The organism is Solirubrobacter deserti (assembly GCF_027587175.1).
In the GTDB taxonomy this organism is placed as follows: domain Bacteria; phylum Actinomycetota; class Thermoleophilia; order Solirubrobacterales; family Solirubrobacteraceae; genus Solirubrobacter; species Solirubrobacter deserti.
Map to the genome: position 1 here is coordinate 13,852 of NZ_JAPCID010000052.1, position 14,834 is coordinate 28,685.

Below are 14,834 nucleotides of genomic sequence, written 5' to 3' on the forward strand. Positions count from 1 at the left end.
CGCGAACAGCAAGCTTGCTTGCGCACTCGCGTTGTTGGGTTCATCGACACTTTGGACGCTCGCCCGCAATCGCGCCGAGCGTCCAGGTCGCGAAGCTCTCATCCGCTGACCGGAGCCTGCTCGTCGTCCCCGCCGCCCTGCTCGGCGGGGTTGCGCTCCCCTGCACGGCTTCCGCCGCGATCGTCAAGGACTTCGGCACCCGCGAGGGGGACGTCGCGTACTACACGCAGAAGACCGGCTTCAAGTTCAAGCGCGGCCAGCGCACCGCGACCGTCGTCAATCCGCGCCTGGTGCTCGACACGCCCGAGAGCGGCTACGTGTCGATGCTGATCTCCAACGAGCGGATCAAGTCCTTCACCGTGTCGGGCGCGCGGGCGACGGCCGCCGACAGCGGCAAGGTGCAGCAGACCAAGGGCTACACGCTCAAGCTCACGCAGGCGGGCGCCAACTACGTCAATCGCGCGCTGCGCAAGAAGGCGCTCAAGCGGTTCAGCCAGTTCGGCACGCTCGACGTCCGGCTGATCCAGCCCGCGTCCTCCGGCACCCCTGTCGCCCCGGGCTGCCGGGCGCGCCGAGCACCCCGGGGGCTCCGGGCGGCGGTAGCGGCGTGCCCGGCCGGGGCGACACGCCCGGCGGCGCGCTGACCGTCAACCCGGGTCTGCTGGATCGGCTCCCGGGCGGCGGCTCGATCTCGCCGCTGCTACCGGGTGGCGGGCTCGACCTCGACGGTGACGGCAACAGCGAGGTCACGGTGCTGCCGCTGGAGTCCGTCGACGTCGACGTGACGAGCGAGACCGGCACGATCAAGCTCGGCGGCGGCCTGATCCTCGACCTGCCCGGCCTGGGCAGCCGCGTCGAGCTCGTCAACCCCGAGATCGTGCTCGGGGCCAACGCCGGCCTCTACGCCTACATCGACGGCGTCCGCGTCAAGGTCGGCGACATGGACACCGACGAGCTCGATCTGAACGTGCTCGACGGCACCGTCACGGTCAAGGACCTCGACGTGACGGTGGGCGGGGCGCTCAACGACATCCTCGGTCCGGTGCTGGGCCCGATCCTCGGCACCAGCACGCCGCTGCTGTCGCTCGACCTCTCGTTCCCGGAGCTCTCCTAGCTAGAAGGGCTGCAGCAGGAGCGCGACGCCGACGCGCTCCAGGCGCGTGTACTTGAAGTTCGTGGACGCCCGCTCCTCGGGATCCGGCCGGTTCTCGCCGTCATGCGTGACGAGCAGGCCGAGCGGGAACCCGGGGAGCGGCTCCGCGAGGACCTGCGCGCCGTCGGAGTGCTCGACGCCGTCCACGGTCCCGTCGGTGATCGTGAACTCGCCGATGAAGCCGCCGAGGCCGCCGTCGCCGTAGGCCACGAAGCGGCTGTCGCCCTGGCTGGAGACGAGCAGGATGTCCCGCACGAACGGGATCCGCCAGATCGTCAGGCCCTCGATGTCGGCGGCGACGTGCCGGCCGCCGAAGCCCGGGTCGGCACCCAGGACGCACTCCTCGGTCTCGGGATCGAACGTGCCCGGGACGCCGAACTCCTTGACCTTCTGCAGGAGCGTCGGCTGGCCGGTGAAGCCGTGGCGGCCGACCTTGACCACCCACAGGCCGATGTCCTCCTGGGCGGCGAACAGCAGGCCGCGCTGGGGGTCGAACGTCATGCCCTCGACCTGCGGGCCGTCGCCCGGGTCCTCGCACGGCGTCCACCGGGTGCCGTTCGGGAGCCGGAACGTGTCCGGCAGCGTGAAGTCGTCGACGCGGACGTAGGAGACCGTGTCGTTCGGCGCCGCGATCAGCTTGTAGAGCGCGACCGCGGTGCGCGAGCGGCGGGAGACGGCGACGAAGCCGTCGCCGCGGTCGTTGTAGGCGGCGAGGCCGTAGGCGGTGGCCTGGACCTCGACCTCCTCGGGCGTCGCGCTGAACACCAGCGGCGCGTTCGGCGTGGTGATGTCGGTCAGCGGCGGCTGGCCCTTGCGGGCCTTGGCCGGGTCGATGGCGAAGACGCGCAGCTGGTCCAGGCCGCGGTCGGACGTGACGACCAGGTCGCGCGTCTTGCCGTCGAGGCGGACGCCCGTGACGACGTCGACGTTGTTGAAGCGCCCCGGGTCCGACGGGATCGACTGCAGCGTGCGGCCCTGCAGGTCGTAGACGTCGAGGCCGGCGTTCTTCTTGGTGCCGACGACCAGCGTCCCGCGCCGGTCGGTGGGGTGGACCCAGATGGCGGGGTCGTCGGCGTCGGCGTCCCCGCCGGCCTCGTCGTCGAACAGCGGCGCGGTTTCCAGCGTGGCCTTGACCTGGGCCTGCGCCGCGGGTGCGGCGATGAGGGCGAGCAGCGCGAGCAGCGCGAGGGCGACCTTGGACATGCGCGCGACGCTAGGCGCCGCGCCGCGCTCAACCGGTGAAGATGTTGTTGGGATCGCTGGCGATCACGTTGTGCTCGGCTTCCGGCTCCGAGCGGATGAGGAACTCCTCGTCCTTGGGCTCCAGCCGCGCGGTGCGGTCCTTGGACCCGCTGAAGGCCTCGATCGCGTCCTCGGACTCCCACACCGAGATCGTCTGGAAGTGCGTCTCCTCGCCCTCCTCGCGGCGCAGCAGGAAGACGCCGAGGTTGCCGGCGGTGTTGCGGATGTCCTTGATGCCGGTCTGGTTCATGTACTCGGTGTACTCGTCGGCGCGGGCGGTCGGGACCGTTCCGCGCCAGATGCGTGCAATCGCCATACGGGCTGGCTTACCATCCCGGGCGCGATGCTCAACGCCCTCTTGCACCGGATCGGCCTTGACGGCCCCGTCGAGCCGACCCTCGACGGCCTCGTCCACGTGCACCGCGCCTACCTCGGCGCGATCCCGTACGAGGACATCGCCGTGCAGCTCGGCGAGACCGGTCCGTTGGCGTCGGCGGCGCTCGCGGAGCGCTTCCTGAGCGAAGGCCGCGGCGGCTACTGCTTCGAGGTCAACACGGTCTTCAGCTGGCTGCTCGAGCAGCTCGGCTTCTCGGTCGAGCGCCATCAGGCCGTGGTCGGCGGCGAGGGACCCACGAACCACATGGCGCTGGTCGTCGACATCGACGGCTCACTGTGGATCGCCGACGCCGGCCTGGGCGAGGGCTTCGTCGACCCGCTGCCGCTGGAGCCGGGCACGCACGCGATCGGCCCGTTCGCGTGGACCGTCGAGCTCGAGCCCTGCGGCACGTGGTGGATCGGCGCGCACGAGTGGTCCACGTTCTCGGGCTTCCGCATGGACGAGGACCCGTCGCCCGTGAGCGCCTTCGAGCCCCACCACCGCCGGCTCGCGACCGACCCGGAGTCCTCGTTCGTCAAGACGCTCGTCGTGCAGCGTCCGCGCGCGGACCGCATCGACACGCTGCGCGCACGCACGTTCTCCTCGGTCGGGCCCGGCGTGGCGGAGAAGCGCGTGCTCGACGAGGCGGAGTTCTGGGCCGTGCTCTCGGGCGAGTTCGGCATCACGCGGCGCGACCCGCGGCTGTGGGCGCTGGCCGTCGCCCAGCACGACGCGTTCCTGGCCGCGCGAGCCGCCTGAACGGCTGGCACGCCCACTGGCCGAGCGTCAGGCCCTTCGCGCCCGCCGCGCGGTCAGTGGGTGTCGTCGCCGTTCTCGTCCGCCGAGTCGACCAGAGCGGTGATCTGGGCCAGATGCGCGCGCACCCGCTCGGCCATGGCGTCCAGCACGGCCCGCGCCTGCTCGATGCCGCCGGCCGCGTTCGTCAGGTGGAGCTTGATGCGGCGGACCTCGTCCATCGCGCCCAGCGCCCGCTCGACCTCCGCGCGCAGCGCCGGCGCGTCCAGCCCGTCCACGCCGCCCTTGGCCATCAGCACGCGCGCCCGGGCCAGCGAGTACGCGACCTCCAGCGCCAGGCGCGAGCCGTCCTCGGGGTCGTAGACGACGAACATCTTGTCGCCGCCGATCTCCTTCAACCCGTCCACGCGCGCGGGCAGCTGCTCGGCGGACGGCACGACCCACACGCCGTAGTCGGCGGCGCGCTGGGCCATCGCCTCCTCGAGGTCGGACAGCGCCTCCTTGCGTGAGCGACGGGAGTGCTTGGCCTCGAAGACGATGCGGCCGCGCGCGGCGCCGGAGCAGCCCTCGATGTCCACGACCACGTCGCCCTTGCGACCGCCGCCGCCGCGGAAGTCGCCGACGGCGTCGCAGTCGTCGCCGTGGCCGCGGGCGATCGCGTCCAGCGCGTCCACGAGCGCCTCCTCGTAGGGGCGGCCCTTGGCCGTGCCGCGAGCATGCTCGGCCGCGACCTCGGCGGCCTTCTCGCGCTCGGAGCGCAGCCCGGCCAGCTCCAGCTTCAACGCCACCATCTGCTCGCGCATGGCTTCCAGTTGCGCTTCCTGGCGGGTGGCCAGCTCGCGCGTGGTGCGCAGGTGAGCGGCCTTGAAATCGGCCAGCGGGTTGTTGCCGTCGGCGGACGAGAACTGGCGCAGCAGGTCCTCGCGCATGCGCGCGCTCTGGTCGCGCATCACTTCCCGCAGCTGGTGCTGCACGGCCGCCGTCGAGCCCTCGCCGAACAGCCGCTGCAGCTCGCGGGCGAGGTGCCCGTTCTCCTCGCCGAAGACCTCGTCGACCTTCGTGCCGAAGAACTCGGCCACCACGCGCGCCTTGTCCGTGAACGCGGTCTCCACCTCGCGTGAGACCTTCTCGAACTCGTTGCGGACGAACTCGGCGTCCACCGCGGCCTGCTCGCGCTCCAGGATCCGCGCGCCGACCTCGATCGCGTCGTTGACGATCGCCACCGGGTCGTCGCCCGCGGAGATGCGACGGTCCAGGAACGCCGCGGTCGTGGGATCGTCGATGACGACGTTGTCGACGATCACCCGCCCCATCAGGACGTGGACGCGCGGGGTGCGAAGTGGGGTGGCGGCCTCCATGAGCAACCGACCACGCTACGCGCCGGTCCCGACGGAACTAGCGCGTGGAGAAGCCGCGCAGCCCTTCGGCGGCCTCGGTGCGCACGTCCACCGAGTCGACCGTCGAGTGCCCGGGCCCGCCGCGCACGAACTCGACCAGCGCGTCAACCGCAGCCGCAGGGCCTTCGAAGACCGCTTCGACCGTCCCGTCACCCAGGTTCTCGGCCCAGCCGGCGACGCCGAGCCGCTCGGCCTCACGCCGCGTCGACTCCCGGAAGAAGACGCCCTGCACGTTCCCGTGCGCCACCACGCGGCGCCGTTCGGCCATGCCAGTACGGTAGACAAATGACAGCCCTCGAAGGCGAGCTCGACGCCTGTGGAGGGGCCAAGGCGCCCCCCTCGGCCTCCGCGCGCCTGAGGGAGGTCCTGACCGAGACGCTCAAGCGCGGCCGCCACGAGCTCGCCAAGCCGCGCTCGGGCATCGAGCAGCCGGTCGAGATCGGGCTCGCCAACGGCCTGCTGGCCGCCACCCCGGCGACGGCCACGCTGCGCGCCGACCCGGAATCGATCCCCGAGCGCGAGTGGCTGCTCGTCGCAGCCGTGGTCGGCACGCTGGTCGAGCTCGCCGAGCCCGGCCCGCCCACCGGCCCGCACGATCTGCGCCTGCGCGCGGGCGAGCTCCCGGGCGGCTTCCTCGTGCTCGGCTTCGAGGCGGGCGAGCTGGACCCCGAGCTCGTCGACCTCGCGTTCGAGGAGCAGTCGTACGGCATCGACCGCCTGCGCGCCCGCGCGCACGCGCTCCCGCCCGGGGTGATCGAGAACGTCGAGCTCAAGGCGCCGATCGGCGCGCAGCACCCGCTCAAGATCGCCGAGGCCGTCGCGCGCCTCGGCGGTCGCCCCGCCGGCCCCCACGACGAGGTCGAGGACGCGGTGCTGTCCATCCTGGGCACCGGCGGCAACGCCACGCGCCCGCACGAGGATCCCGACCCCGCCAAGCGCGCCGCGCGCCGGATCCTGCAACGGCTCGACGGCATGGGGAAGTGGGGCGGATATCACACCGAGTTCGCGCACCTTGCGCGAGGCTTCGCGGGCAACGACCGCGCGCTCGCGCAGGAGGTCGGGGAGGCGCTGCTGGAAGCGGGGCTGCTCTCCGAGAAGCCTTCCGTCGGCCAGCGCCACGTCTACCTCAATCCCAAGCGCGCAGCCGAGATTCGCAAGCTCATAGACACGGGAACGCTCCCAGCGGGTATGAGGCTGCCGTCCAAATAGGAGAGACCGTTGATCCCGAAGCCGAGTGAGCTCGCCACGCAGGCCACGACGAAGCTGCAGACGCTGGTAACGCTCACCCGAGCGGGGATCGTGCACCCCGAACGCCCGGACCACCTGTGGCACACCGTGAGCGCGCTGCTGCGCTTCGGCACCACGCCCGCCGCGGGCTACATCGGCGCCGCCAAGAAGTTCCCGGACGAGCCCGCGGTCATCGACGAGCTCGGCACGCTCACCTTCAAACAGGTCGACGAACGCACGAATGCGCTCGCGCGCGCGTTCATGGCCGACGGCATCAAGCCGGGGGACGGCGTCGCGGTCATGTGCCGCAACCACCGCGGCTGGATCGACGCCGTCGTCGCGTGCTCGAAGCTCGGCGCCAACGCGCTGTTCATGAACACCGCGTTCAGCGGCCCGCAGCTGACCGACGTCGCCGAGCGCGAGCAGCCGAAGGCGATCGTCTACGACCAGGAGTTCGCCGAGGTGCTGGCGGACGCGGCCGAGGGCCGCAAGCGCTACGTCGCCTGGCACGACGAGCCCAGCGATCACCCGCACCTGGAGGGCGTGATCGGCCGCGGCGACCCCGCGCCGCTGAAGGCGCCGGACGAGAAGGGCCGCGCGATCATCCTCACCTCGGGCACGACCGGCACGCCGAAGGGCGCGTCACGCTCGATGCCGAAGTCGATCGACCCGATCGCGGCGCTGCTGTCGGTGATCCCGCTGAAGGCGCGCGAGAAGACGATGCTCGCCGCGCCGCTGTTCCACGCGTGGGGCTTCGCGCAGTGGGCGCTCGGGATCAGCCTGGCGTCGACCGTCGTGCTCAAGCGCAAGTTCGACGAGGAGGCGACGCTCTCGCTCACCGCCCAGCACCGCTGCCAGGCGCTCGTCGTGGTGCCCGTGATGATCCAGCGCATCCTCGAGCTTCCGGACGAGGTGCTCGACCGCTACGACCTCTCCAGCGTGCGCGCGGTCCCCGTGTCCGGCTCCGCGCTCCCGGGCGCAATCTCGGGCCGCTGGATGGACCACTTCGGCGAGAACCTCTACAACCTCTACGGCTCGACCGAGGTGGCGTGGGCGACGATCGCGACGCCGCGCGACCTGCGCGACGCGCCCGGCACCGTCGGCCGCCCGCCGCGCGGGTCCGTGGTGAAGATCTACGACGAGGACGGGAACGTCCTGCCACCGGGCGAGACGGGCCGGATCTTCGTCGGCAACGACGTCCAGTTCGAGGGCTACACGGGCGGCGGCAGCAAGGACGAGATCGACGGGCTGCTCTCCTCCGGCGACGTCGGCCATTTCGACGACCGCGGGCGCCTGTTCATCGACGGTCGCGACGATGACATGATCGTCAGCGGCGGCGAGAACGTCTTCCCGGCCGAGGTCGAGGATCTGCTGCACGGCCACGAGGCGATCGTGGAGGCCGCGGTCTTCGGCGTGGACGACGAGCAGTACGGCCAGCGGCTGAAAGCGGTGATCGTCCGGCGGGGCGAGATCACCGCGGACGAGGTCCGCGCGTACGTGAAGGAGAACCTGGCCGGCTACAAGCAGCCGCGCGACGTCGAGTTCGTCGACGAGCTCCCGCGGACCTCCACCGGGAAGGTGTTGAAGCGAGAACTAATGTAAGAGGCATGCCTCAGCGCACGGACTCCTTTGACCTCGCGCGCCTCGGGCTCACCTCCGGCGAAGGCCGGCGTCTGGACCTCAATGTCCACGTCGAGCCGTTCGACTACGGCGGCTCGACCTACGCCGTCGTCCCGGAGCTGGTGCCCGCGCGCCTTGACGTCTCCCGCACCACCGGAAACGGTTGGGCGTTGCGTCTGCGCTTCAGCGCGCAGCTCGAAGGTCCGTGCATGCGCTGCCTCGAGCCCGCGTCGCCGACCTTCGACGTGGACTCCTATGAGGTCCACCAGCCGGGAGCCGGGGACTCGGAGCTCAAGTCGCCGTATGTGGACGACGAGCTGGACGTCGAGGCGTGGGCGCGCGACGCGCTCGCGCTCGCGCTTCCGGCCCAGATCAAGTGCCGGGCGGACTGCGCGGGGCTGTGCCCGCAGTGCGGCGCGAACCTCAACGAGGACCCGGACCACGCGCACGAGGCCGAGCCGGATCCGCGCTGGGCCAAGCTGTCCGAGCTCAAATTCGAGTAGGTCGCATCGCCTGCGGGCGACGCTACGGGGAGTTCCCCGAGGTCGCGTCGAGAGACGTGTCCGGAGCGGGAACTCCCGAGCCGCTATCCTGTCGCGCCGAAATGGCCGTCCCTAAGCAAAAGCAGTCGCACGCGCGCACCTCGCAGCGCCGGGCGCAGCACAAGATCACTGCTCCCTCGGTCAACGACTGCCCGCAGTGCCGCCGGCCTCGCCGCCCGCACCGCGTGTGCCCGCATTGCGGGTTCTATGGCGGTCGCGAAGTCGTGCACATGCACGACGAGCACGATCACGACCACGAGCACTAGAAGCCTCACCGTCGCCGTCGATGTCAACGGGGCCGATCTCGGCCCCGCTGAGGTCGCGCGCGGTGCTGCGGACGCCTCGGGCGTCCGCGTGATCCTGTACGGCCCGGCCGCCGAGATCGGGCCGGTGCCCTCGCACGTCTCCGTCGTCGACGCGCCCGTGTCGATCGCCAAGGAGGCCGATCCCGTCCGGGCCGTGCGCCGCACGCCCGACGCGTCGATCGTCCAGGCCGTCGCCGCGGTGTCCTCCGGCGAGGCCGACGCGGTGATCAGCGGCGGGTCCACGGGCGCGGCCCTGGCGGCCGCGACGTTCGGCTTCAAGCGCGTGCGCGGCGTCCACCGTCCCGCGCTGGCGCTGATGATCCCGGTGCCGGGCAAGCCGTTCCTGCTGCTCGACGCAGGCGCGAACGTCGAGGTCCGGCCTGAGATGCTCGTCCAGTTCGCGCACATGGGGGCGGCGTTCATGGAGGCGGTCGGCGGTGTCGCGTCGCCGCGCGTGGCGCTGCTCGCGAACGGGACGGAGTCGACCAAGGGCACGGAGGTCGTCGTCGCCGCGCACGAGGCGCTGGCCGGGTCGGCGGGGCTGAACTTCGTCGGCAACGTCGAGGGCTTCGCGATCGGGACGGGCGCGGCGGACGTGATCGTCGCCGACGGCTTCACCGGCAACGTCGCGCTGAAGGTGATGGAGGGGACCTCGGCCGCGCTGCTGGGCGCGGTGCGGTCCGCGGCCATGTCGAACTGGCGCTCCAAGCTCGGCGGCATGCTGCTCCGTCCCGCTCTGCGCGGGTTGCGGTCGGAGATCGACCCGGAGGAGCAGGGCGGCGCGGTCCTGCTCGGATTGCGGCACATCGGCGTCGTCCCGCACGGGTCGTTCAGGGCGCGCGGGTTCACGCGCGCGATCGAGGTCGCGGCGCGCGGCGTCCGCGAGGACGTGGCCGGACGCACCTACGCGCGCCTGGCCGAGGCGGGCGCGCTGCGCAAGACGGCGTCCGAGGCGGTCGGTAGCTTGCCGGACCAGTCATGACCCGAGAGCAAGTCCTTTCCCTGATCCGCGAACACCTGGCCGACGAGCTGGAGCTCGAGGATCCGTCCGCGATCACCGAGGACACGCACTTCCGGGAGGACCTGTCGGCCGACTCGCTGGATCTGTACACGCTCGTGCAGGAGCTCGAGGATCAGTACGGCGTGAAGATGTCCGACGAGGAGGCGGCGCGCATCCACACCGTGCGCCAGGCCATCGACTTCGTTCTGGCCCACGAACCGTCGGGCACCTGAACCAGCTGCACGACATGCTCGAGGCGTTGCCGGCCGAACTCGCGCGGCAGTCGGTGACGCACTCGTCCTGGACCGAGAAGCGCTCGGATTCCTATGAGCGGCTGGCGTTCCTCGGCGATTCGGTGCTCGGCCTGGCGGTCACGACGCACCTGTATCCGCGGCTGCAGCCCGACGCCTACGGCGCCGGCCGCCTGACCAAGGTGCGCGCGCAGGCGGTGAGCGGCCGTTCGTGCCGGGACGTAGCCGAGCGGCTGGGCATCCCGGAGCGCCTGAAGGCCGCGGCGCCGCCGGAGTTCGCCGGGCCCGCGACCGAGCAGCTCGCGCGCACCGAGCGGGTGCTGGCGTCGGTGATCGAGGCCGTGATCGGGGCCTGCTACCTGCAGTTCGGCTACGAGCAGGTGGCCGACGCGGTGGTGGAGGCGTTCCAGCCCGAGATCGAGCGGGCGCTCGCGCATCCGGCCGACTTCAAGAGCGCGCTGCAGGAGCAGCTCGCGCGGCGCGGGACGGTCGTCGTCTACGAGGTCGCCTCCGAGGAGGGGCCGCCGCACGAGCGGACGTTCGAGGTCGTCGCGGTCGTGGACGGCCAGGAGGTGGCGCGGGGGAGCGGGCGCTCGAAGAAGGACGCCGAGCAGGCCGCGGCCGAGGCGGCGCTGGAGTCGCTGGGGCCGGGCTGATGCACCTCAGCTCGATCACGCTCAAAGGCTTCAAGTCCTTCCCGGACCGCACGCGGCTGACGTTCGCGCCGGGCGTGTCGGTGATCGTGGGCCCGAACGGGTCCGGCAAGTCCAACATCACGGACGCCGTGCTGTGGGCCTTGGGCGAGCAGTCGCCGGTGGCCGTCCGCGGCGCGTCGATGCAGGACGTCATCTTCGCGGGTGCGCACGGGGTCAAGTCCCGCTCGGAGGCGGAGGTCGAGGTCATCCTCGACAACTCGTCGGGCCGGGTGGACCTGCCCGCGGGCGAGATCGCGATCACCCGGCGGCTGAACCGGGCCGGCGACGGTGAGTACCGCATCAACGGGGCCAAGTGCCGGCTCACGGACGTCATCGAGATCCTCTCGGACACGGGCCTGGGCAAGGAGATGCACTCTGTCGTCTCGCAGGGCCGCGTGGCGGAGATCGTCACGTCCAAGCCCAAGGACCGGCGGATGCTGATCGAGGAGGCCGCGGGCCTCGGCAAGCACCGCAAGCGCCGGCGCAAGGCGCAGCTCAAGCTCGAGCGCACGCAGGACAATCTGGACCGCGCGCTGGACGTCGAGCGCGAGGCCCGCACGCGGCTCAAGCCCCTCAAGCGCCAGGCCGAGGCCGCCGAGCTGCACGAGCGCATCGAGCGCCAGAGCGACGAGGCCAAGTGGACGCTGGCGCGCGACAACGCCCGCGGCGCCCGCGCCGGGCTGGTCGCGGCAGAGACCGCCGTGGCGGAGGCCCGGGCCGCGGCCGCTGCCGCCGAGGAGGAGTTCGCCGCCGTCGGCGCGCGCCGCGCCAAGGCCGAGGAGGCGCTGTCCTCGCGCGGCAGTCAACGTGAGGCGTTGTCGTCGCGGTTCTACTCCGCCAAGTCCTCCAGCGAGCGCGTCGGGATGCGGCTGGACGCCGCCCAGCGCCTCATCGGTGAACTCGAAGAGCGCACGGCGCGCCGGTCGGGCGGCATCACCGCGCTGCAGGCCGAGATCGAGGCCGACGTCGGCGACGACGGCGCCGAAGAGCGCATCGCGGGCCTGCAGGCCGAGCTCGCCGCGCTGGCCGAGGACCACCGCGTGCGGCTCGAGCGTGAGCTCGCCGAGCTGGAAGCCAAGCGCGAGGCCGCGACCCAGGTGGTGGCGGAGAAGACCGCGCTCGCCGCGACGGCCGCGGCCCGCCGCGCCGAGGGCGAGGCCGCCGCAGAGGCCGCCCGCCGCGCCCGCCGCGAGCTCGACGTCGCCGCCGAGAAGGCCCGCCGCGAGTCCGCGCGGATCGGCGCCGAGCTGGCCAAGGTCAACCAGTTCCTGCGCGCGAACGCGGGCGCCCCGGGCGGCGCCAAGGCGCTCGCCGACACGCTCTCCGCGGCCTCGGGCTACGAGCTCGCGCTGTCCGCCGCTTTGGGCCCGCGCCTGCGCGCGGGCGTCGCGCTCGACCTCGAGGCCGGCGGGAAGCTGCTGTCCAAGGGCGGCAAGGACGGCGCGGCTGCGCTGATCGTGCCGGCCGCGGGGACGGCGCCCGCCGCCGCGTCCTCGCCGCCCGCCGACGGCGCCGAGCCTCTCGGCGCCCACGTCGTGGCCTCCGGCGACGACCCCTCTCGCCGCCTCGCCGCGGCCATCCTCGAGGACGTCTGGGTCGTCGACGACGTGGCGGCCGTGCGGCCGGACTTCGCGGGCATCGCGGTCACCAAGGACGGGCGCGTGTGGTCGCCGCGCACGCGCGAGCTGCGCCAGGTCAGCCCCGGCGGGCACGACCGCGTGCTCAAGGAGCGCAACCGGCGCGACGCGCTGGTCGCCCAGGTCGACGAGGCAGCGAAGGCCGAGCGGGCCGCACTCAACGCGGTCGAGGCCGCGCAGGTCAAGGTCGCCGAGGCCGACGCCGCGCGCGAGGGCCTCGACCGCGAGGCGCGTGCGGCGGCGCGCGAACGCGACGAGGCCGCCGAGGCCGAGCGGCACGCGCGCTGGGTCATCCAGCAGCGGCGTGCGGCGCCCGACGAGGGGCCGAGCGCGGACCGCAAGGCGCAGGTCGAGTCGCAGATCGCCACGGAGCGTCGCCTGAAGGAGCGTGCCGAGCGCGAGCGGGCCGAGCGGGCACGTCGGCTGGAGCACGAGCAGCGCCGGCTGGAGCGCGACCGGCAACTCAAGCCCGTCGCGGAGCGGTTCGCGAACGCGCTCAAGCAGGTGCAGGCCGCCGTCGCCAACCGGCTCGAAGCGCTCGAGGCCGAGCTCAACGCCGACAAGGCCGCGGGCGAGCAGCTGGCGAAGGAGCTCAGGGAGTGCGCGGCGGAGGAGTCACGCGTGCACGCGAAGCTGCGCGAGCGCGGCGAGGCCGTCACGCGCGGTGAGGTGCAGGCCCAGCGCGCCCGCGACCACGCCGCAGACGCCAACGCCGAGCTCGAGCGGCTCGCCGCCAAGCTCGGCCTGGAACCGGAGCCGTCCGACACGCCACTCGACGACGGCGAGCGCGCCCACCTGGACAAGACGATCGAGCGCCTGCAGCGCCGGCGCGAGCAGCTCGGCCCGGTCAACCCGCTCGCGCAGGCGGAGTACAAAGAGGCGCTCGAGCACGTCCAGGAGCTCGAGGCCCAGCGCGAGGACCTCGAGACGGCGATGCGCGAGCTCGCGCAGCTCATCAAGGACACCGACCGCCGCATCAAGGAGGCGTTCGAGGAGACCTTCGACGCGGCGGCCAAGAACTTCGAGGAGGTCGTCGGTCACCTGTTCCCGGGCGGCCGCGGCGCGCTGCGGCTCGTGCGCGAGGACTCCGGCCCGCGCCCCGTGCTCGGCGGCGGCGACGACGAGACGCCGGTGCCCGAGCCCGAGGAGGACGAGGAGGAGAGCACGCCGGAGGACAAGCTCGGCGTCGAGATCGAGATCACGCCCGCGGGCAAGTCCACGAAGCGCCTGACGCTGCTGTCCGGCGGCGAGAAGACGATGACCTCGCTCGCGTTCCTGTTCGCGGTGTTCCTCGCGCGCCCGTCGCCGTTCTACATCCTCGACGAGGTCGAGGCCGCGCTCGACGACCTCAACATCGACCGCTTCCTGCAGGTGCTGCGCGGGTTCAGCGACCGGGCGCAGTTCATCGTGGTCACCCACCAGAAGCGCACGATGGAGGCCGCGGACGCCCTGTACGGTGTGTCCATGGCCGGCAACGGCGTCTCGAAGGTGATCTCGCGCAAGCTGCCCAAGCCGGCCGAGGAGGTCGCCGCGTGACGCACGGCAACGGCAACGGCGCACAGGCGCAAGCCGTGCTCGAGCCGCGCGGCGTCTACCGCTCCAAGGGCGTCGAGAACTCGACCGGCGTCGTCGGCAGCGCGGGCGTTGCGAGCTCGGTCGGCGTGATCGGCAGCACCGGCGTGGTCGCGGCGGCCGGCGTGGTCGGCAGCGCGGCCGTGGTGGGCTCGTCCGCGGTCGTCGGCTCCGCGGCCGTCGCGGGCTCCACGACCGTCGTCGGCAGCGCGGGCGTCGCGCTCTCGGCGGGCATCGTCGGTAGTGCGGGCATCGTCGCCGGCCTCGGGAACGTCGGCTGCGCGAGCTGCGTCGCGTGCATCGGCTGCGTGAACTGCACGGGCTGCGTCGCGTGCATCGGCTGCAGCGGCATCACGGGCGGCGTCGGTCTGATCGGCGTGCACGCATGACGGTCCACCGCGTGGTCCCGAACCTGTTCACGGAGGACCCGGCGGCCGCGAGCGCGTTCTACACCGACTTCCTCGGCCTCGACGTCGGGATGGAAATGCCGGGCATGACCACGTTCGTCGTGCCGGAAGTCCCGTCAGCGCAGCTCTCGATCGGCCACGCCTACGGGCTCGACCAGGCCGTCGTCTCGATCGGCGTCGACAACGTGGACGAGATCTACGCCCGAGCCCAGCAGCAAGGCCTCGAGATCGTCTACGAGCTCCGCGACGAGCCCTGGGGCGTGCGGCGATTCTTCGTCAAAGCTCCCGGCGGCCACGTCATCAACGTGGTTCAGCACGCCTAGAAGATCAGCGCGAGCAACACGTCGAACAGGACCACCGTGAGCATGACCATCGTCGCCACGGCGGTGGCGGCCACGATCGCCGCGCTCTTGCCGACGCGCACGATCTGGCGGGACGCCTGCGTCGGCAGGCGCTTCTCGGCCATCAGCAGGAAGAGCGCGCCCAGGAACCCGGGCCCGTACTCCGCGCGCTCGGCGGCGTCCACGCGCTCGCGCCAGCGCACGACCATCTCGCGCGCCTCACGGCGCTTGCGCACCGCCGTCCGCGGCAGCTGATCGAGGCGAGACTCCCAGTACGAGAGCGATTCACGAGCTTCAACCAAGGCGGACATTG

18 protein-coding genes are annotated in these 14,834 nt (G+C 72.2%); 13 read left to right on the forward strand and 5 right to left on the reverse strand.

The features are described 5' to 3' along the window. Nucleotides 1-14 precede the first annotated feature (14 nt). Entirely contained in the window at nt 15-644 is a 630-nt protein-coding gene (locus OJ962_RS27090) for a hypothetical protein (protein WP_202952400.1), read from the forward strand. Further along, entirely contained in the window at nt 608-1,114 is a 507-nt protein-coding gene (locus OJ962_RS27095) for a hypothetical protein (protein ID WP_202952401.1), read from the forward strand. The genes OJ962_RS27090 and OJ962_RS27095 overlap by 37 nt, the downstream gene beginning before the upstream one ends. Here OJ962_RS27095 and OJ962_RS27100 read toward each other — a convergent pair whose 3' ends face one another. Further along, entirely contained in the window at nt 1,115-2,356 is a 1,242-nt protein-coding gene (locus OJ962_RS27100) for a phytase (RefSeq protein ID WP_202952402.1), read from the reverse strand. Nucleotides 2,357-2,384: 28 nt separating this feature from the next. Continuing rightward, the gene (locus OJ962_RS27105; RefSeq protein ID WP_202952403.1) at nt 2,385-2,711 is read right to left on the reverse strand and encodes an antibiotic biosynthesis monooxygenase family protein; all 327 of its coding nucleotides are present in this window, start codon (nt 2,709-2,711) and stop codon (nt 2,385-2,387) included. Nucleotides 2,712-2,738: 27 nt separating this feature from the next. Between OJ962_RS27105 and OJ962_RS27110 the strand changes: the two genes are divergently transcribed. Next, nucleotides 2,739-3,530, forward strand: a complete 792-nt coding sequence (locus tag OJ962_RS27110; protein WP_202952404.1) for an arylamine N-acetyltransferase family protein — start codon at nt 2,739-2,741, stop codon at nt 3,528-3,530. A 53-nt stretch (nt 3,531-3,583) separates the two neighbouring features. On the opposite strand, the gene OJ962_RS27115 is transcribed toward OJ962_RS27110, so the two are convergent. Further along, on the reverse strand, nt 3,584-4,885 hold the full coding sequence (locus OJ962_RS27115; protein WP_202952405.1) for a hypothetical protein: 1,302 nt from the start codon (nt 4,883-4,885) through the stop codon (nt 3,584-3,586). A 37-nt stretch (nt 4,886-4,922) separates the two neighbouring features. Next, nucleotides 4,923-5,192, reverse strand: coding sequence for an acylphosphatase (locus tag OJ962_RS27120; RefSeq protein ID WP_202952406.1), 270 nt, complete (start codon nt 5,190-5,192; stop codon nt 4,923-4,925). Between the two features lie 17 nt (nt 5,193-5,209). Between OJ962_RS27120 and OJ962_RS27125 the strand changes: the two genes are divergently transcribed. From OJ962_RS27125 to OJ962_RS27170, 10 genes are all read left to right on the forward strand, one after another. Next, nucleotides 5,210-6,133 carry a hypothetical protein gene (locus OJ962_RS27125; protein ID WP_202952407.1) on the forward strand — a complete coding sequence of 308 codons (924 nt, stop codon included), beginning with the start codon at nt 5,210-5,212 and terminating at the stop codon, nt 6,131-6,133. Nucleotides 6,134-6,142: 9 nt separating this feature from the next. Next, a complete protein-coding gene (locus OJ962_RS27130; protein ID WP_238930949.1) occupies nt 6,143-7,753 on the forward strand; it encodes an acyl-CoA synthetase in 1,611 nt (536 codons plus the stop codon). 5 nt (nt 7,754-7,758) lie between these two features. After that, on the forward strand, nt 7,759-8,274 hold the full coding sequence (locus OJ962_RS27135; RefSeq protein WP_202952408.1) for a YceD family protein: 516 nt from the start codon (nt 7,759-7,761) through the stop codon (nt 8,272-8,274). A 101-nt stretch (nt 8,275-8,375) separates the two neighbouring features. After that, a complete protein-coding gene (gene rpmF / locus OJ962_RS27140) occupies nt 8,376-8,579 on the forward strand; it encodes a 50S ribosomal protein L32 (RefSeq protein ID WP_202952409.1) in 204 nt (67 codons plus the stop codon). Then, on the forward strand, nt 8,521-9,600 hold the full coding sequence (gene plsX, locus OJ962_RS27145; protein WP_202952410.1) for a phosphate acyltransferase PlsX: 1,080 nt from the start codon (nt 8,521-8,523) through the stop codon (nt 9,598-9,600). The genes rpmF and plsX overlap by 59 nt, the downstream gene beginning before the upstream one ends. Continuing rightward, nucleotides 9,597-9,851 (forward strand): acyl carrier protein, encoded by a 255-nt coding sequence (locus OJ962_RS27150; protein ID WP_202952411.1) that lies wholly within the window; start codon nt 9,597-9,599, stop codon nt 9,849-9,851. The genes plsX and OJ962_RS27150 overlap by 4 nt, the downstream gene beginning before the upstream one ends. A 14-nt stretch (nt 9,852-9,865) precedes the next feature. Beyond that, nucleotides 9,866-10,525: a ribonuclease III family protein gene (locus OJ962_RS27155; RefSeq protein ID WP_270006737.1), complete on the forward strand. Its 660-nt coding sequence runs from the start codon at nt 9,866-9,868 to the stop codon at nt 10,523-10,525. Continuing rightward, entirely contained in the window at nt 10,525-13,737 is a 3,213-nt protein-coding gene (locus OJ962_RS27160) for a chromosome segregation SMC family protein (RefSeq protein ID WP_202952412.1), read from the forward strand. The genes OJ962_RS27155 and OJ962_RS27160 overlap by 1 nt, the downstream gene beginning before the upstream one ends. Then, nucleotides 13,734-14,162, forward strand: a complete 429-nt coding sequence (locus tag OJ962_RS27165; RefSeq protein WP_238930950.1) for a hypothetical protein — start codon at nt 13,734-13,736, stop codon at nt 14,160-14,162. The genes OJ962_RS27160 and OJ962_RS27165 overlap by 4 nt, the downstream gene beginning before the upstream one ends. Beyond that, complete coding sequence (locus tag OJ962_RS27170; protein ID WP_202952413.1) at nt 14,159-14,503, forward strand: VOC family protein; 345 nt, start codon at nt 14,159-14,161, stop codon at nt 14,501-14,503. Before OJ962_RS27165 ends, OJ962_RS27170 begins: the two co-directional genes overlap by 4 nt. Here OJ962_RS27170 and OJ962_RS27175 read toward each other — a convergent pair. Next, nucleotides 14,500-14,832: a hypothetical protein gene (locus tag OJ962_RS27175; RefSeq protein ID WP_202952414.1), complete on the reverse strand. Its 333-nt coding sequence runs from the start codon at nt 14,830-14,832 to the stop codon at nt 14,500-14,502. The genes OJ962_RS27170 and OJ962_RS27175 overlap by 4 nt on opposite strands. Nucleotides 14,833-14,834: the final 2 nt, after the last annotated feature.